We start from the raw sequence: 17,093 nt of genomic DNA, 5'->3' as shown, positions 1-17,093 counted from the left end.
GCGGGAACTAGCGCTTACGCCAGCGAAGCAAGCATCGCCGGCAGGTTGTCGATCTCAAAAGTCGGCACCGCTTCCGACACGTTTGGCAGGCGCTCGGGATTGAACCAGCAGCTGTCGATGCCGTAGCGATTGGCGCCGAGGATATCGGCATCCAGGCGGTCGCCGATGATGATCGCGTCTTCCTTGGCAAACGGGCGCGCCATGCGCGCCGCATATTCAAAGAAGCGCACATCCGGCTTGGCGTAGCCACAGGCTTCCGAGGTCGCCACGAACGAGATATGCTCGCGCAACCCTGACTTGGCGATGCGCTGGTTCTGGATCGCTTCCACCCCGTTGGTGATGATGCCCACCTCGCCCATGCCGGCCAGCGTTGCGCACAGCTGCAAGGCGCCGTCGATCAGCACCACGGTATCCGACAGCGATTCCAGGTACAGGCGGCTGGCCGCTTCCGGGTCCAGTTCCAGGCCGTTCTCGGCGAAGGTCTTGCGGAAGCGCTCGACCTTGAGGAAGTCCTTGGACACGGCGCCGGTTTCAAACGCGCGCCACAGCGCCAGGTTGATCGCCTGGTAGCCGAGGAAAAGCTGCGCGAGATCGCCGTCCATGCCCAACGCCTGCAAGGTGCGCGCAAACGACAGCTGCTCGGACGCCTTGAAGTCCAGCAGCGTGTCATCCAGGTCGAACAGGAAAAGCTTGTGCGTCATACCTTGCGCACGAATTCGGTTTTCAGGCTCATGGCGCCGAAGCCATCGATCTTGCAATCGATATCGTGATCAGAATCGACCAGGCGGATGTTCTTGACCTTGGTGCCGACTTTGACGGTGCCGCCGCCGCCCTTCAGCTTCAGGTCCTTGATGACGGTGACGGTGTCGCCGTCTTGCAGCACGTTGCCGACCGAATCGCGGTACACGCGCGGGCCATCTTCAGCCGCATCGGCAGCGCCGCCGGCCGGCCACTCGTGTGCGCACTCAGGGCACACCAGATTGGCGCCGTCTTCGTAGGTGTATTCGGAACTGCATTTAGGGCATGGTGGCAAAGCGCTCATGGATAATCCTGACTTTCAAAGTCCGGCAGTATACCTCATGCGAGCTTGCGGGCGACCCTGAAGCCGACGATGTCGTTGGCCAGCACCGCTGAAAATCCATTGCGCACGGCAGAACGCAGATAGCGCGGGTTGTACAGCCACGAGCCGCCGCGCAGCACGCGCCGCACCGCGTCGCCGCCCTCTTCCCATGCGCTGCCGTCGGCGGGCGCGCCGGCGTAGTTATCGTGCACCACGTCCTGCGTCCACTCCCACACATTGCCGTGCATGTCGAACAGGCCCCATGGATTGGGCTGGAACGCGCCGACCTTGTTGGTTCCTTGCAGGTACGTGCCGCGCTTGCCGCCGTTGTAGGTGTAATGGCCGTCGTAGTTGGCCTGCTCGGTGCTGATGGTGTCGCCGAAACTGAAGGCGGTCTTGGTGCCGGCGCGGCAGGCGTACTCCCACTCGGCCTCGGTCGGCAGGCGGTACACGTGACCGGTCTTCTGCGACAGCCAGCGCAGGTACTGCTGCGCATCCATCCAGCTAACGCCGACCACCGGGTGCTCGTCCGATTGCTTGAAGCCCGGATCGCGCCAGTCGGTATCCGACTGCGACTCCCAGCCGGTGTCCTTGACGAAGCGCCGCCACTGCCCCACCGTCACCGGGAAGCGCGCCATCGCAAACGAATGCTCGATGCCGACCCAGTGCTGCGGCAGTTCGCGGTCCAGCCAGTTCTTCTGCGCGCCGGCCTTGATGGCCAGCGCCTGTTCGTGTTCGTGAGAGCCCATCTGGAAGCGGCCGGTCGGTATCAGCACCAGGTCCGGTCCAGCGCCAGTGCCGTCAAGGAAGCGGTCGCGCAGCACGCCGTTGGCGTCAGCCACGGGTGCACTGGCGGTCATCGCCGCCACCTCCGCAGCATGGCGCTCGGCCTGCTGCTTGCGGTGGCGCTCCTGCTCCTGGCGATACGCCACTTCCGCCTTCAGCTGCGCGACCTTGCGCTGCTGTTCCTCGCGCTCGTCGCGCGCAGCCTTGGCGTCGGCCTCGCGGCGTGCCTGCAACTGCTCGCGCAGCACCTGCTTGCGGGCCTGTGCGGCGACTTCCGCTTCGGCGCGCTGCTTGGCTTCCAGCGCGCGACGCTGCACGTCCTGCCGCTGCTTGTCCACCGCTGCGGCTTCCAGTTCCGCCTTGCGGCGCGCCGCCAGTTCGGCCACCATCGCTTTGCGCTTTTCTTCGGTCTGGCGCGCCAGTTCCGCTTGCGCTACTTGTTCTTTCTGACGCTGCTGCTCGCGTGCCGCCTGTTCGCGCGCGGCTTGCGCGGCCTTTTCGGCCAGCTCCGCTTCGCTCGGGCCGGCGGCGCGGTGCAGTTCCGCCAGCAGCGCGTTCACCGATTCAGGACGGCGCTCCTGCAAATACGCAAAGCCTTCCTGCAGCACTTTCCACTGGCGCTCATTCAAGCCGCGTGGCGGCGATGGGTGGAAGTCGGCCGGCCGCATATCGTCAAACGGCATGCGGCCTTCCAGCAGCTGGTAGATCATTACCGCCACCGCATACACGTCCAGCTTGGGCGCTGGCTGGCGTTGATGCGTGCCCGCCTCCGGCGCGCGGTAGCCGGCGGTGCCGGCGTTCGGCGTCTGCAAACCCAGGCTGCTGCCGGCGCTGCGCGCGCGCGAGGCAATGCCGAAGTCCAGCAGCTTGACTTCACCCTTCTTGGTCAGGAAGACATTACCCGGCTTGATATCGCGGTGCACCAGCTTGTGCTTGTCCCATGCGTATTGCAGCGCATCGCCAATCGGCGCCAGCAGCTTGTACACCGACTCCAGCGGCAGCGGACCTTGCTCGGCCAGATACGCATCCAGATCCTGCCCCTCCAGACACTCCATGATAATGAAATAGCTGGACGTGGCGGGGTCCTGCGCCCATTCGTATACACGGACGATATGTTCATGCGCCAGCTTGCGCGCCTGTGTCGCTTCCTCGATCAGCAGCTTGGCGTGGGTGGCGCTTTGCGTCAGTTGCGGCGGCAGGATCTTCAGCGCCACCTGGTCGCTGTGGCCCAATTCCGCATGGGTGGCAAGGTCGGTCGCCAGCCACACCTGGCCCATGCCGCCCATGCCGATCAGGCGCTCCAGCCGGTAGCGGCGGTTTTGTGGACCGATTTCCTGGCCGGTCATCAGGCCCAGTTCCGTGCCCTGACGCACCGGCATCGGTGGCGGCGCAGACGCGCCAACGCCTCCGGGCGGCGCGTACTCCGCGTCCAGGATGGCGTTCTTGCGACGGTCGAACTCTTGGAGACTCAACAGACCGTCATCATGTAAGGCCCGCAGTTCGCGGATCTTGTCTCTTGCTGTTTGCATCATTACCCGAACTATACCCGTTCCCTGCTAGACGATAGGCGCGCCGCATTCGGCGCAAAATTTGTCACGTTCACGACCCGGCGGCACCACATGGCCGTTGACGCAGCGGTGCACCACAGGCGCCACCATCACCGACGGCGCGCCTGCTTGCGCCACGCCCACGCCCAACTGGCTTTGCGTGGTAAGCGCACTGGCGCTGGCGGCGTTCTGGATATTCAGCAGATCGACCTGGTGGCTGCGGTCCTTGTCCAGCTCCGTGTCGCGGTGCGCGCGTTCTTCCAGCACCCGTTCATACGCCATGCGCGCCGCTTCCACCGGCGTGACGCCATGTTCGGCCGCCACCACATGCGACAGCGCCTGGATCTGCTCTGCCGTCATGCCGCCCTGGATTTGCAGTTTCATGATCTGCGCCACCGCCTCCGCATTGGACGGCGCGGCCACGGCGGCCAGCGCCATGTCGCTCAGGCGGCCCATGGTCTCCATGCGGCGGATTTCATGGTCCTGCTCCGATTGCTGGACCGTCAACGCCGCTGTACGCTCCTGCTCAAACTTCTTCAACTCGCGCTGCCATGCGGCTTCGTGATCGCGCTGCTTGATGATCTGGCGCTGCTCTTCCACCGCCAGTTCGTCCAGCATGGCCTGTTTGGCGTTGGCTTGATTCTGGCGCGCGTGAACGCCGTCCGCCTCGATGGTGCGCAGCAGCTTTTCATACTGGGCGATCGAATCGGCCTGCGCGCCGGAGCGCTTAAGGTCTTCAATCTTCTGGTTGATCTCCGCCACCGCCACCGCATTGCTAGCGTCCTTGACGGCGTCGCCACGCAGCAGGTCACGCTGTCGCGCTAATGCCAGTTGGTCTTCCCACTCCTGCACCCGCTCGGCCTCGCGGCGACGGGCGGCATGGGCCAGCGTCATGCCCTGGATGCGGGCGGCATGGGCTTCCGCCTCGATTTGCAGCTCATGCGCCTTTTCGTCTTTTTCACGCTGGCGCAGCGCGGCCAGTTCGCTGCGCTTGTGCGATTCATCCTCGATCAGCAAGGCCTGCGCGATCTGGTTTTCAATCGACTGCTGTTTTAGCTGATGCGACAGGCGTTGCTGCGCCAACTGGCGTTGCTCGGCAGCGGTCTGCTGTAATACTTCCAGTTCGGTGCGCATGCGGATCTGCGCCAGCTGGCGAACATGATCCCAGTCAGCCTGCTCGCCCTGGCGATGCGATTTGTTCTTCGCCAGTTCGTGCTCCAGGTCCGCCAGCACGGTACCGGCGCCTTTGTCGAGAGCGACCTTGCGGGTCTTGGAATCCATTACGCGGCTATACAGCTCCACTTCGCGCGCGCGCAGGGCTTGTACGCGTTCGGCTTCCTTCAGCGTCAGCTCGGCCTTGCTGACACTGGCGTCCTGACGCAGCTCGGCGCGGCGAAAGTCGGAGTGCATCTTCTGCTCTTCGCGCCAGATGGCCTGCCATTCTTCGTCGTTATAAATCTGGTCCAGCTGCTTGACGTGCTCCAGCTGCACGTGGCGCTCATCCGCCACCAGCCACAGGGTACCGATGCGTTCACGGTTATGGTCGAATTTATCGTGACGCAGCGCGGCTGTATCCACGCCTTCCACCGCCAGGCCGTAGGTGGCCAGGCGCAGTTTGAGTGCGGCTTGCAGGCGCTCGTTCAGCTGCAGGCGCAGGTCGGCGTTGCCGGCCATCTCGCGGATCGAGCGGCTGCCGACAAATTCCGCCGCCAGTTGGCGCACGGACGGTTCCAGCAGCTCTTGCAGGTTCTGGGTGCTGACCACGCCCGGCACGGTCATGAAATGCTGGGCAAACGCCGAGACGTTTTCAATGCGGATAGCGACCGTGAAACGTGCCGATATCTTCAGGTGTTCTGCGGTATGCAGGTCGGTGAACGAAAACTCAACCGGCAGCGGCAAGGTGCGGGTGATGAGGATTTCGGCGTTCTGGTTGCGCAGCAGGTGATTCAAGCGAGTGAAGAAGCCTTCGATTTCGTATTCGCCCTGCGGCACTTCGGTGGCCTTGTCGGCCTGCAGAATGTAGGCGCGCGTGGTGGCCGGCACCCGCAGCGTCTTGGTGAAGATGCCGGACAGCGTGCTGACGCCGAAATACACGGCCAGTTCATTGTCGCCGGGGATCCAGCGGTTATCGCGCAGCACCGGCACGTTGCGCGGCGCGCCGAGCGTCAGGCCGCACTGCTTGCAGTAGCCCGACTGGTCGTCGTTTTTGTGCTCGCATCGCGGGCATTTCACGCCACCAAAACCAAACATTTGGAACATGCCAGACTCCTTCTACGATTCATCTTCCAGGCTCGCCTGCGATCTTCAGATTTTAGCAGGGCGAACGCGGTTTGCTTCTTGCGCACGGTTTAAATCATGCCAATCTTGTCGATGCAGGCCAGGCTGGCGCCTTTTTGGCGCAGCCCGGCCGCAAATCCGGGTGGCAAATGGTCTTGCCAGTCTTTAGGCAGCAGCACGCGGTCGCCGCTGTTTACTTGATTGAATATTAATTCCAGCTTGGGCTCGCGGCCGTCTACGGTGTCGACGCGGCCGGCGTGCCAGGCGCTGGAACAGCCGGTGGCGATGATGCGGCCGCGCGGCACGAACTCGCGGCCGCGTGCAAGGCGGTCGGCCATCACCAGCGCCAACTGGTAGGAGCCGCCCTGGAAGCGTGGCTGGTCGAAGCGCACTACGCTGCGCCAGCGGTTCAGGCCTTTGCCGTCGAAATGGCGGGCAGCGATGAGGGTTTGTTTAACTTCCTGTTGGGCGGTGAGGTCTAGGCCGGGCGCGGCGATGCTGTCTTCTTCCGTGGCGGCCGGCGCCTCCAGCGGGAAGACGCTGACTTCTACCCAGCCGAGGGTGTCGTTGATGCCGCCGCTGTGCAGCGGAAACCACGCGCGCACGGTGGAGATGGCGGCCGATGGATCGGCATGCCCCAGCAGCGCGCCCAGATGGGTGATTTGCAGCGAGCATTCGCCGTTGCGGGGCACGTGCGGTGCTCCGGCTGCCGGCGGCGTCATGCCAGCGGTGTGCGGCGCGGTGGTGTGGACCGTGCCGGTGACGCGGCCGGTATGCCAGGCCTCGGAGCGGCCATGCGCGGTAATGATCGCGCCCGGCTTCGCGGGATGCAGGCCGCGCACCATGCGGTCGGCGAGGACGGCGGCCAGTTCCCAGTCGCGCTCCGTCGCGGATGGCGTGATGTCCATGCTGAGCACCACTTGGTCACGGCTGTCCAGCCGCGCTTCGGTGTGACGCGCCAGGCGGACGATTTGCTGCATGTGTTCTGCTATTGCCGGCGCGTTGGGCGCCGTGCATTTGACATCGGCGCGGTTGGCACGTGGGCGGCGGCTGGCGGTGATGGTCAGCGTGCGGCCGTCGGCCAGAGTGGCGCGGCATTCGGCATTAGTGGGAACGGCGCTGGTGGAGATGGTGGTCATAGCGATGGCTCCATGCGTTCGAGCTGCGCGATGCGGCGCAGGGACAGGCCGGTTTCCAGGTTGGTGCAAATGCGGTCTGCTTCATCCAGCAGTGCAGGCCATTGCTGCGGGTCCGCCAGTTGAAGGCGGGCTAGCAGGGACCAGGCTTCGTCCAATGCGGATTGGGCGATCATGGTTTGGGCGACGCGGCGGGCCTGGCCGGCCACAGACAGCGGCTGGTCCGGCGCGGCCCACGCCAGCGACGGCATGGTGTTGACATTGAGCGCGGCCATGCCGAGGCGTAGCAGCACGGCTTGATGCTGCTGGAAGATCGGCAGGCCGTCGGGCAAAGTAAGCAACCGCAGTCCGCTGCCGAGGGCTGGCAGTTCCAGAAACAGGCGTCGCAACGCCCGCGCATCCTGCTCCGCTGTCGTGGCGGTGGCTCGGACATAAGCCGCGCCGGACGGCGTGCGACCAGCGGGCTGGCGGGACACAGCAGCATCCGAGGGTAGCGCGACGTCTGACTCGCGGCCCAGGCAAGGCGTGGCCGGAGACGCTGTTGCCGAGGTGGCGCGACTCTGTGCGCCGGGCGCATTGGTCTTCGCTTTGCCTGCGGCGGCAGCGGCGGCGGGCGTGGCAGTGTGCAGCGTGGGTTCGATGGCGGCAGGCGTGCTGACGGCTGGCGCGGCGGCCGGGGCGAGGTCTGACTGCACGGCTTTTGCGGCTTCTGTGGCGATAAAGCGCACACGTTCGGCTTCAGCGGCTTGCTGGGCGCGGGTTTGGAGGATGGTGGCGTAATCGATCTGATCGCCCAGATCAACCGGCACGCAGTCGTCCACCGTCACGCCATAGCGCGTGTACATCAGCTGATTCAACCCGGCGCGGAAAGCATGCCACTCTTCCAGCGTGGTACATGGCGGCAGCTCCAGCGCCCCTTGCGCCAACTCGGCTTGCAACGCCATTTCAACGGCCGCAGAAAAATCGGCCAGCTCCAGCCGTCCCGCCGTCTCGCTATACAAATACAAATCAAACCGCTGCTGCGTCACGCGCGGATTGGCCGCATCCACCACAAACCGCAGCCGCAAGCCCCACTCTGGCGCCGATGCAAACGGCGTCACATCCACCGTGTACGGCCCCGGATGAAAACAGAACACCGTCTCGCCCTGCTCGCAAGACACCTTGCCAGCTGCCACACGTCGCGCATGGCCGCCCGCATTAAACACCACCACCGTGCTATGCGACGGCGCGACATCACCCTCGTCGAGCCGAAGCGCGATCAATGTGGCGCCCAAACCGCCCGTATCGGCGGAGAACTTGCGGCGGCGGCTAAATAATCCCATCATCTACGGCGCTACCGGTTCGACGGCAAAGCCGGCTCCATAAAGTTGAAAGTGTTCTGCCGGCGCGGTAGCGAACGGCCAGGCGCGTTCGCACTCGCCATCCGCATCCAGCCGTCCTTGCAGCACAATCGCGCCACCGCCGTCGATCACCCGCAACTGCGGCTGATCATTCAGCAAGCGCGCTGCGAACGGCGCCTCCGCCGACAAGCTCAATATCACCTGCCAGCCGCCGTCCTGCGGCAGAAAGTGCAAGGTCCAGTGACCGTCATCGGTGACCAACGCTTCCAGCGCCTCTGTGGTCGATGCCGCGCGCAGCATGCCACGACTGCCGCTCCACACCGGATCGTTGGCGGCTTGCGGCGCTTGCGCGGCGGCGGCATAGCGCTCCAGCGACAGCTGCCGGAAACGGCGCAGCGTCAGCGGCGAGGATGACAGCGCCTGACGCTCGTTCGGCGTCAGCGCGCGCGTGCCGTTCAATGCGGCCAGCAGCGTGGTGTCGGCCAGCATCAGCCGGTCGCCAGATACGGCAGGCGACAACAGCAAGCGTTCGCGCAGTTGGGCATCCAGATTATCTTGTGTTGAGTTCAAATCATTCTCCTTCATCGCGTCCCCGCTGCTTGCAGCCTGGCGATTGCTTCATTCCGGCGCTTGCGCAGCGTCGGCATCGAAATCTGGTCCAGCGCCGCCAACTGCTGCAAGGTTGGCAACTCACCGGTGGCCGGGTCCAGCCAGGCGTCGGGATAAGTGTCGTCCGCTACGCCCAACAGTTTTTGGTACACGGCCAACCGGACCGGCAGCGATTCGTCGCGCAGCATGCGCACCGTCCAGCTGCCGGATTCCTGTGCGGCCCGCGCTACTTCCAGATAGCGGAGGGGCAGGGAAAGCCCGGCGGCGCGCGCTTGTTCGGCGGCCAGTTCGGCGGCGCTGAATGTGGCCTCGCCTTCGCGCGGGTCATCGGCAGCATAATCGTCAACATCCGCGTGAGCGTCGGCATCCGGCTCCGGCGCGGCCAGAATCTGATCTTCCTCTGCTGGCTGGCCGCTGGCTTCCGCCTGCTCGGACTCCCCGACTACGCGCCAGTAGTCCTCCAGCCACAGCGCCGCCTCGCCGGCCTCGCCCTGCCAATCCTCGGCGCGGTCCATATTGGACGACAACTCCTCATAATCGCCGATTTCCGCCATCAGCGACGCGATCTTCTCGGGACTGTTTTTCAAGCTGGCGAAGCGCTTGGACTTGGTGTGCAACGGGCCTGGCGAGCCGCCAAACTGCTCCAGCGTCTCGCTCCAGCGGATAATCCACTCGGCCTTGCAGCCGCCGATGGACTTCATCTGCCGCACCTCGATCGGCGTGCCCTCTAGCGTTCGGCCAAGAATCGCGCCAATCTGCGCGGCATGCTGCTCCCACGCCGCAAACAGGCCGGATATTTCGCGATACGCCGTATCCAGCATGCGGTAGGTGTAGATTTTATTCGGCGAACACTCCCGTCCCGTGGTCACGATGTAGTTGTCCGCATCGACCTTGTCGCGCAAGGTGGCGTACATATCGTTGACCTTCTTGCGCAGCACGCCCTCGGCGGCGGCGTCGCGCCAGAACGCGCCGCTGCGCGCATGCTCGTTTGCCATGGCGGCGACAAACGCCGTCCAGTAGGAAGGCTGCGCCTGAAGTTCGTACAGCAGGCCAAGCGATAATTCATACACGCTCTCGCCGTAGCTATTGCCCTCCGCCTCGCCGCGCGCGGTGCGGGCGCTGGCGCGCAGGCATGCGGCTACCGCATCGGTATAGGCGTCGAGCAGCGTCGCGTGCTGCCCGGGGTCGAGCACCTGGTGCATCTCAATCTGCCGGAACGCCTGCAACGAGCAGAGTCCCAACAGCTTGCGCACTTGTTCCCAGCCGTGCTCCTGATACCGGGTTCCTGGCAAGCGCATAAAGTCCTGTAATGTTGTAAATAGGGTAAATCAAAAGGCTTTTCAAGAATGCCATAAAAACGTGGTTTGCATTATCCCGTTTACAAGGCTATTTCCCCTTCTGTTCACCGTTCTGCGCTGCCAGCGTGGACAGGATGGCCGCCATAACTGGCGCCGCATGTTCGCCGCCGGTGGCGTCGGAATGGCTGACGAAGGCCGCCATCGCCAAACGGTGCGTCTGCCCGGGCAGGCTGCCCGCTTCCAGCCAGCCGGTGAACCACACCGTGGCGGTATCGTCGCCGCTTGGCGCGGTGCCGGTTTTGCCATACAGGCCGGGGCGCACGCTGGCCAGCGCCGCGCCACGGAAAGCGCCGGCGCCGGTGCCGACATCGACCACGCCTTTCATGCCGGCCTTGATGCGGTCCAGACGGATGCCCAGCGGCGGCGCGGTCTGCTGAGCGCCATCGCGGCCGTCCAGCGATAGCAGCATGCGCGGCGAGACTACCCTGCCCTGTCCCACGGCCGCCGAGGCCAGCGCCATTTGCAGCGGCGTGACCTGCATGCGCAGACCAATCGACATCTGGCGCAGTTCGTGGCGGGTGTGGATCGGGTCCATATGGGCTGGCGTGGATTGCAGCGCATCCCAGTTGCGCCAGTTGAAATCCGCCGGCAGCAGGCCGCCGTCGAGACGCTGCGCTCGCTCAAAGCCCAGCCGGTGCGCGGCGGCGACGATGGGACGCACCGAATCCAGCGCGTCCGCATCCAGCGCTTGCAGATCAGGCGCGCCGCCGTCCGGACGACCGAACAGGCTGCGGTCACTCAGCTCTCCGGACCACGCGAACCAGGTATTCAGGCTGTAGGTCAGGGCCTGCGCCAGTCCCAAACGGCCTTCCTGCGCGCGGCGGTCCAGGCTTTGTTCGCGGTAGTTGGTGATGTGGGCCAGGCGTGGATTGAGCGGATAGCTAGCGGCATCGGTCTGGAAGCCGTAGCCTCGCTGCGCCGCCATGCGGTTGATCGCTTGCAGCGGCATGCCGCCCAACAGTGTGTCGATTTGCGGGTCATTTTGTGCGGCCAGTTCCAGCCCAAGCGCGCTGACCACCTTGAACGTCGAGCCGGGACTCTGGTGTGCGCCGCCGTCGTGCTGCAATGCCGGCAGCCGCAATGGGCTGCGCGCGGGGCTGGTGCGGTCGAAGTCGCGCACCTCTGCCCAGTTGGCGGCGCTGACGTCGCCGGCTCCTGCGCCAGCAGCGGCGAGAATGTCGCCGGTTTCGGTGTCGAGGATGACGAGACCTGCGTGGCGGCCTTCTGGCGCGGGCTGGCCGCCGGCGCAGCGGCCGCCCTCCCAACGGCCGCGATGCATGGCGACGCATTCCAGCACGCGCTGGCTGAGGGCTTGCAGTGGCAAGTCCAATGTCAGCGTGGCGTCCACCGCGCCTTTCGGTGCGGGCAAGCGGGCCAGCATGCCGGCGATGCTGTTGGCGTGTTCGGTACTGACGCCAAGCAGTGGCGCCAGGCCTGCCTCCACTGCCCCTTCGCTCGGTGCGCCATCGGTCCACAACATAGTGCCGTTGCGGTCTTGCAGCCGGACCGGCGATGGCGCGCTGCTACGTGGCACGGTGTTGTCGCTTTGCGCGAGTGCTTGCCAGATCAGGCGTCCGTTCGCCACGCGCAGATGGCGGTATTTCTGGTCTTCCGGGGTGTTGAAGTCCAGTGGCTGCAAGTCCAGCTGAATGCTGCGGGCGCCGGCTTGCAGCGTCAGCGTGATGTGCTGGACGTCGTTGTTGCTGGCGCAGGCGCGGCCGCTGCAAGCTGGCGCGAATTGGGCGCTGGCGCCGGTGACGCCACTCCCTACGCGGCCGGCGATCAGCATGTGGACGACTTCGCCGCCGCTGGCGGCACGCGGCAGGTTGAGCGCGAGGTGCACCACCGGGCTACCGCCATTGCCCTCGCCGGCCTGCGACCAGCGGGCGACACGCGTCCATGGCTGCCAGCCTTGTGGCAGCGTAGCGAACAGGCGCGAGGCGGCCACCGGCATCTGGCCGGTGGTGGCAATCATGACCGGGGCGTTGCCGTTGGCGGCATTGCCGCCGGTGCTGGCGCTCCAGTCAAGCGTGAGGTTGGCCGGTGCTTTGATACGCCAGGCCAGCAGGCGACGTTCGCTGTTATAGATGTCGATTTGCTGGCGGACGTAGGCGCCGTCAGCCTGGTAGTACAAACGCTTGAAGAGTTTTTTGGTGACGGCGCCGGATGGCACCTGCTTCCAGTTGCCCAACTCTGCGGCGCGTTCGGTGCTTGGCGCGGACTGCCATTGCGGCAGGTCGCGCGGCGCGATGTCGATGGTGCCGCTGGCGGTGAGGCGGATCAGGCCCTGGGCCTGCAACGCATCGAATAGCGATTGATCTTCCAGTTCACCGGGACCGGCGCTGGGCACTTGGTACTGGCCGGGGGCGAAGTAGGCGCTGACGGCTGCGCCACGCGCGGGGAATGCGGTGACCAGCGCGGCGCTGGGGGCGGCGGAGGCAGAGATGCCGGCACCAGCGCCGGGAGCTGTGCCGGTGCTGCCAGCCGGGCGATACATCTGCACCAGCAGTTCGCCGGCCTGCGGGCACATAGCGTTGGCGCGGCGTTCGATCCGCAAGGCTGCATTGGCGCCCCACAGCAGCCAGCCTTGCTGGCGCAGCCCGACCTGGCCATTGACGCCCTGCTCGATCTGGCCGAAGCTGGCGTCGCTGAGCCAGCGGGCCTCGCCCTGGCGGGCATGCCAGCTGAGTTTCAGCGGTTCGCTTGCCGGGTCGGTATAGTCGGCGCGTCCGGTGCCTTCGATATCGATTTCCGGCATGGCATCGGCGGCGCTGGCGCGGTCGGCCACCAGCAGCACGTTGCGCAGCGAGATCTGGACATTGGCCTCCTCATTACGCGCAACCCAGCGTTTGACGTCGTCGAAGCGATAGCCCAGACGCAGCGGCAGCAGGCGCGGATCGGTCGGACCGCGCATCTGGCTGCACAGGTCCACCCGCACCGGCGGCGCGGCCTGTAGCCCTGAAACGATCAGCAGAGCGCCATCAGGATGCAGGCTGGCGTTGACGCCCGGCTGCTCAGACACGGTGAAGCCGATCCCCGGCAGCACGGCCTGATAGGCGTTGGCGGCGCGGATATTGGCGGCTGATTGCGGCGTACTGGCGGTGGACGCGGCCAGATGGCGCGCATGGCCGGCGATCAGCGCGCCGCCGCCCAGCGTGACCACCAGGCCCGCCACCACGATCCATACCACGCGCGCCGGGATCACGCGCCGGGTAGTCGGTACCGGCGACGGCGCATGGGGCGCGGATGGCGGGCGATGCGACGACACCAGCGTGACCGATGGCCGTCCGCGCAGGCCGACGCGCAGGTTGGCGCTGCGACGGCGCGCGCGGCGGCGCTCTTCCCAGGCTTGCAAAATGGTACGGATGACTCGCGGCATATGCCCCTCACGCTAGTGGACGGTATCTGCCTGCACTTAGCAGAGGGGCAAGGAAAAGCGGCCATCGCGCCAAAATGCATTTCGGGCCGCAAAACCTGCGTCCCGTCGCAATCCCGGTGCGGCTTGCAGGGGCTTGGCATACAGTGACTACATCGAAACACAGTTCAACCACCCCAAGGAGAAGATCATGAATGTCCTGAAAAACTTTGAAGCCCTGTTCGTCGTCGTTGCTGCCCTGGCCTGCTCGGCCGCCTACACCTTCGAACACCCAACGGCCGACACTACCGCCACCGCTTCCGCCTCCAACATGCAAGTTGTGGTAGTCAGCGCCAAACGCCTCACGGCAGAAGAAAAACTGCAATCGCTGCTGCAAGAACGCGCTGCTACCGTGGCTGCCAACACCACCACCAGCGCGAGCAAAATTTGAACCCGCGTTACCCCTTCGCCTGTCCGCACAGCCGCGCTGCCGCGTAACAGGCGAAGCCCTTCCGGCGATACTCTGTTCGCCATCGCACAAAATCTGCACACAGCTTTGTGTCATATGTAAAAAGTTGCATCATCCGGCACACACTCTTGCCGCAGTTGATATAGTTCTTTCCAAGCGCAGTCACAGCGCAGATAACAACGGAGGACTACATCATGATCAAGCCTATTTTTGCCACTGCCATGCTTGCGCTGAGCGCCGCAGCCTTCGCACCATCCATCGCCTCCGCACAAGTCGGCGTGAGCGTCGTGATCGGCAATGCGCCGCCTCCAGTACGATATGAAGCCGTGCCGGCACCGCGCCGCGGCTACGTCTGGGCGCCTGGCTACTGGAACTGGGACGGCCACCGCCACGCATGGCTGGGCGGTCACTGGGAACGTGAGCGCGTCGGCAGCAGCTGGCGTCCAGCGACCTGGATTCGCGATGGCGGCGGTTGGCGCTTCGATCCAGGCGGCTGGTATGTCGTCAGCGGCCCATCGCGTGGCGACTACATCACCGTCGCACCGCCGCCACCACGCTATGAAGTGATCCCTGCTCCGCGTCCAGGCTTTGTCTGGTCGCCGGGGTACTGGGACTGGCGCGGCAACCGTCATGAATGGATCGGCGGGAACTGGATCGCCGCACGTCCGGGCTATGTCTATTCGCAGCCTCGCTGGGCGCAGCGTGATGGCCACTGGTACCGCGAAGAGGCGCGCTGGGAGCGCGGCCCGAATGGCGATCGCGATCATGACGGCATTCCGAACCGATACGACCGTCACGATGGCCGCAACGACCATCGGGGCGATAACCGTGGACGTGGTGACCGCGATCATGACGGCGTTCCCAACCGCTATGACCGCGACCGCGATGGCGACGGCGTCCCTAATCGCTACGACAACCATCCCGACAACCGTCGTCGCGATTGATGAGCAATACAGGGTTTGACACGCTGGCCACGGCCGCCTTCAAAGGCGAGCGCGTGGCCGCGCGCCGTTTGGCGGCACGCATGCAGTTGAGCGAGGCGCAGGCCTTGTTGCAGGTGCTGACCTTGGCCGCCGGTGCGCTGGGACTGGCGCATCTTCTCGCCGAGCGCGAGACCTTGCGCTTGCGTGATGCAGAACGTCGCCAGTCCAGGCAAGCAGCTCACGCGCACAAGCTGGCGGTGCGCAAGGCGGGCATGCAGCCTTCTGCGGCAGCATGGCGCGGCTGGTTTGACGGCTCGGCGCATCCGAATCCAGGCCAGATCGGCATTGGCGCCCTGCTCTGCGGCCCGGATGGCCAACGCGTGGAAATCAGCCGCCGCGCGGGATATGGCAACAGCAGCGAAGCGGAATACCTGGCGCTGACGGCGTTGCTGGAAGCAGCGCGCGACCATGGCGCGCATGGCCTGCTGGTCTACGGCGACAGCCAGGTGGTGGTCAACGACGTGAATTTCGGCGCAGCACGCGGCGCCAAGGGGCTGGAAGAACATCGCGCGCACGTGGTCTCGCTGATGGCAGCGCTGGGCGAGGTCCAACTACGCTGGCTGCCGCGCCACCGCAACGGTGATGCGGACCGGCTGTCGCAGCAAGCGATTGACCGATCAGCCCACGCTACGTCGCAGCCTTAGTCAGCGCAACGCTTTCAAACGGTCGGCTGCATGACCGTTCTTCGGATCGAGGTCCAGCGATTTCTGGTAGCTGGCGATGGCGGCGGGCTTGTTGTCTAGTGCTTCGTAGCCCTCGGCCAGGCTGTCGTGCAGGTTGCTGGCGTTCGGGTATAGCGAGACGCCCAGTTTGAATATCTCCACGCCGGCCGCCTGTTTATCGGAGCGCAGCAGTTCGTAGCCCCAGGCGTTGAGGTCGGACTCGGATAAGACGAAAGTGCTGTCGCGGCCATGCAGCGCCGTGTAGACATCCACCGCGTGATCGAAGCCGCGCTTTGCCAGTTCGGTGGCGAAGCCGGCACGCGTGGCCACCGGACCAACGTCGGCTGCGCGCGGTTCGTACAAGGTCATATGGCGCGGGGCGCCGTTCTGCGTCGGCGAGCGCTGGACGAAGGCCAGGCCGGCCGCGTCGTTCTTCAGATAGGCATCGACAAACGCCAGCATGTAGCGCGCGGTCCAGTAGTAGGCCTGCTCCACTTCCTCGCGGGTGTATTCGTCAAAATGCGACGGCGGCTGGAACCGCAAGGCTTCCGGCGAAAAGTCCACGTGCACCATCGGCTGCATCACCACCTGGTATAGCTGCATGTGGCGCGCTGCGTTCAGCAGGCTGAATGAGCTCTCGATACCGCGCTTGTTAAGCTCCGAAATGGTGGCCAGCTTGCGCGAAATGTACAGCCACGGAATCGTCAGGCGCGACACCGGCAGCATCTTGGTCAGATCCGGCTCGCGCGTTCCATCCAGGCTGATGACGGCGGAAATACGATTGTCGGCGGCCGCCGCAAAAAGATTGGTCATGCCGCCCCAGCTCCAGCCGGCCGCCGCGATATGGGCGGTGTCGGCAAACGGCAGCGTGTGCGCATAAGAGACGAGGAAACTGATGTCGCGCGCCTGCGTTTCAGCACCTTCGCGATCGACCGTCATCAGGTAACTGCGCGTGCCTAGGTTGCGGCTGACGATTACCACATAGCCATGGCTGGCCAGATACTCGCCGACATCAGCCGCTTCGTGCGCGGGACTGCCGCCGCCTGGCGCATACACCACCACCGGATATTTCCCCGCCAGCGGCGCAGCGTCGCGCACCGCCCACATGCGCTGGGCAAATTTGGCCTTGGCCTGCGTTTCGCCGATGGCCGCAACGGCCGACTTAAGTTGGTTCGCCACGAAGGCGTCCACCTCGGATTTGGCGCGGCCGTAATCGATGTCGGTCGCCTCGGTACGGATATAGTCGGAATAAGGGATGCGCGTGCCGGCATTGGACGCGGCGGGATACCAGATCAGCGTCTGCACCGGCCGGGCGCGTTCGCCGGTGAATGGCTGGCCGTTGACGACATCGTTTTTCTCGCGATAGCTGCGCGAATAATCGTATTGCTGAACGAGGCGGAAGCCGACGCTGTGCGGCCCCCGTTCAAGATTGGCAAAGCCAGTTTCGGCCTGGACCAACGGCGCCAGGGCCGCCAATAACATCAATAACAGATATCGCATCACACTCCCAC

13 protein-coding genes are annotated in these 17,093 nt (G+C 64.9%); 3 read left to right on the top strand and 10 right to left on the bottom strand.

Annotated features, from left to right (window positions below; all coding sequences use genetic code 11):
• Positions 1 to 14: 14 nt before the first annotated feature.
• From HH213_RS23575 to HH213_RS23535, 9 genes are all read right to left on the bottom strand, one after another.
• The gene (locus HH213_RS23575) at positions 15 to 701 is read right to left on the bottom strand and encodes a YjjG family noncanonical pyrimidine nucleotidase (RefSeq protein ID WP_169113848.1); all 687 of its coding nucleotides are present in this window, start codon (positions 699 to 701) and stop codon (positions 15 to 17) included.
• Positions 698 to 1,042, bottom strand: coding sequence for a zinc ribbon domain-containing protein YjdM (locus HH213_RS23570; protein WP_110848138.1), 345 nt, complete (start codon positions 1,040 to 1,042; stop codon positions 698 to 700). Before HH213_RS23570 ends, HH213_RS23575 begins: the two co-directional genes overlap by 4 nt.
• A 35-nt stretch (positions 1,043 to 1,077) precedes the next feature.
• On the bottom strand, positions 1,078 to 3,378 hold the full coding sequence (locus HH213_RS23565) for a bifunctional serine/threonine-protein kinase/formylglycine-generating enzyme family protein (RefSeq protein ID WP_169113847.1): 2,301 nt from the start codon (positions 3,376 to 3,378) through the stop codon (positions 1,078 to 1,080).
• A 24-nt stretch (positions 3,379 to 3,402) separates the two neighbouring features.
• Positions 3,403 to 5,652, bottom strand: a complete 2,250-nt coding sequence (locus HH213_RS23560; RefSeq protein ID WP_169113846.1) for an SPFH domain-containing protein — start codon at positions 5,650 to 5,652, stop codon at positions 3,403 to 3,405.
• 89 nt (positions 5,653 to 5,741) lie between these two features.
• Positions 5,742 to 6,809 carry a hypothetical protein gene (locus tag HH213_RS23555; RefSeq protein ID WP_169113845.1) on the bottom strand — a complete coding sequence of 356 codons (1,068 nt, stop codon included), beginning with the start codon at positions 6,807 to 6,809 and terminating at the stop codon, positions 5,742 to 5,744.
• Positions 6,806 to 8,131, bottom strand: coding sequence for a hypothetical protein (locus tag HH213_RS23550; protein WP_308494508.1), 1,326 nt, complete (start codon positions 8,129 to 8,131; stop codon positions 6,806 to 6,808). The genes HH213_RS23555 and HH213_RS23550 overlap by 4 nt, the downstream gene beginning before the upstream one ends.
• On the bottom strand, positions 8,132 to 8,716 hold the full coding sequence (locus HH213_RS23545; protein ID WP_308494507.1) for a hypothetical protein: 585 nt from the start codon (positions 8,714 to 8,716) through the stop codon (positions 8,132 to 8,134).
• An 11-nt stretch (positions 8,717 to 8,727) separates the two neighbouring features.
• Positions 8,728 to 10,053: a hypothetical protein gene (locus tag HH213_RS23540; protein ID WP_169113843.1), complete on the bottom strand. Its 1,326-nt coding sequence runs from the start codon at positions 10,051 to 10,053 to the stop codon at positions 8,728 to 8,730.
• Between the two features lie 88 nt (positions 10,054 to 10,141).
• Positions 10,142 to 13,492 (bottom strand): penicillin-binding transpeptidase domain-containing protein, encoded by a 3,351-nt coding sequence (locus tag HH213_RS23535; RefSeq protein ID WP_169113842.1) that lies wholly within the window; start codon positions 13,490 to 13,492, stop codon positions 10,142 to 10,144.
• Between the two features lie 187 nt (positions 13,493 to 13,679).
• Here HH213_RS23535 and HH213_RS23530 point away from each other — a divergent pair, with 187 nt between their 5' ends.
• The 3 genes from HH213_RS23530 to HH213_RS23520 all read left to right on the top strand — a co-directional run bounded on the left by HH213_RS23530 (position 13,680) and on the right by HH213_RS23520 (position 15,564).
• A complete protein-coding gene (locus HH213_RS23530; protein ID WP_161057011.1) occupies positions 13,680 to 13,919 on the top strand; it encodes a hypothetical protein in 240 nt (79 codons plus the stop codon).
• A 212-nt stretch (positions 13,920 to 14,131) separates the two neighbouring features.
• On the top strand, positions 14,132 to 14,881 hold the full coding sequence (locus HH213_RS30585; RefSeq protein ID WP_169113841.1) for a YXWGXW repeat-containing protein: 750 nt from the start codon (positions 14,132 to 14,134) through the stop codon (positions 14,879 to 14,881).
• On the top strand, positions 14,881 to 15,564 hold the full coding sequence (locus HH213_RS23520; RefSeq protein WP_169113840.1) for a ribonuclease HI family protein: 684 nt from the start codon (positions 14,881 to 14,883) through the stop codon (positions 15,562 to 15,564). The genes HH213_RS30585 and HH213_RS23520 overlap by 1 nt, the downstream gene beginning before the upstream one ends.
• Here the strand turns inward: HH213_RS23520 and HH213_RS23515 are convergent, their stop codons facing one another.
• Entirely contained in the window at positions 15,565 to 17,082 is a 1,518-nt protein-coding gene (locus tag HH213_RS23515; RefSeq protein ID WP_169113839.1) for a prolyl oligopeptidase family serine peptidase, read from the bottom strand. It abuts the gene before it with no gap.
• Positions 17,083 to 17,093: the final 11 nt, after the last annotated feature.

It is taken from the genome of Duganella dendranthematis (genome assembly GCF_012849375.1).
GTDB lineage: Bacteria > Pseudomonadota > Gammaproteobacteria > Burkholderiales > Burkholderiaceae_D > Rugamonas > Rugamonas dendranthematis.
The sequence above is the reverse complement of the archived record's forward strand: the minus strand, read 5'-3'. Positions and strand labels throughout refer to the sequence as shown.

What these genes read in the sequence shown, in the direction of transcription:
- HH213_RS23520 (WP_169113840.1), top strand. Translation starts at nt 14,881, where the DNA reads ATGAGCAATACAGGGTTTGACACGCTGGCCACGGCCGCCTTCAAAGGC.
- HH213_RS23570 (WP_110848138.1), bottom strand. Translation starts at nt 1,042, where the DNA reads ATGAGCGCTTTGCCACCATGCCCTAAATGCAGTTCCGAATACACCTAC.
- HH213_RS23540 (WP_169113843.1), bottom strand. Translation starts at nt 10,053, where the DNA reads ATGCGCTTGCCAGGAACCCGGTATCAGGAGCACGGCTGGGAACAAGTG.
- HH213_RS23560 (WP_169113846.1), bottom strand. Translation starts at nt 5,652, where the DNA reads ATGTTCCAAATGTTTGGTTTTGGTGGCGTGAAATGCCCGCGATGCGAG.
- HH213_RS23565 (WP_169113847.1), bottom strand. Translation starts at nt 3,378, where the DNA reads ATGATGCAAACAGCAAGAGACAAGATCCGCGAACTGCGGGCCTTACAT.
- HH213_RS23535 (WP_169113842.1), bottom strand. Translation starts at nt 13,492, where the DNA reads ATGCCGCGAGTCATCCGTACCATTTTGCAAGCCTGGGAAGAGCGCCGC.
- HH213_RS23555 (WP_169113845.1), bottom strand. Translation starts at nt 6,809, where the DNA reads ATGACCACCATCTCCACCAGCGCCGTTCCCACTAATGCCGAATGCCGC.
- HH213_RS30585 (WP_169113841.1), top strand. Translation starts at nt 14,132, where the DNA reads ATGATCAAGCCTATTTTTGCCACTGCCATGCTTGCGCTGAGCGCCGCA.
- HH213_RS23530 (WP_161057011.1), top strand. Translation starts at nt 13,680, where the DNA reads ATGAATGTCCTGAAAAACTTTGAAGCCCTGTTCGTCGTCGTTGCTGCC.
- HH213_RS23550 (WP_308494508.1), bottom strand. Translation starts at nt 8,131, where the DNA reads ATGATGGGATTATTTAGCCGCCGCCGCAAGTTCTCCGCCGATACGGGC.
- HH213_RS23575 (WP_169113848.1), bottom strand. Translation starts at nt 701, where the DNA reads ATGACGCACAAGCTTTTCCTGTTCGACCTGGATGACACGCTGCTGGAC.
- HH213_RS23515 (WP_169113839.1), bottom strand. Translation starts at nt 17,082, where the DNA reads ATGCGATATCTGTTATTGATGTTATTGGCGGCCCTGGCGCCGTTGGTC.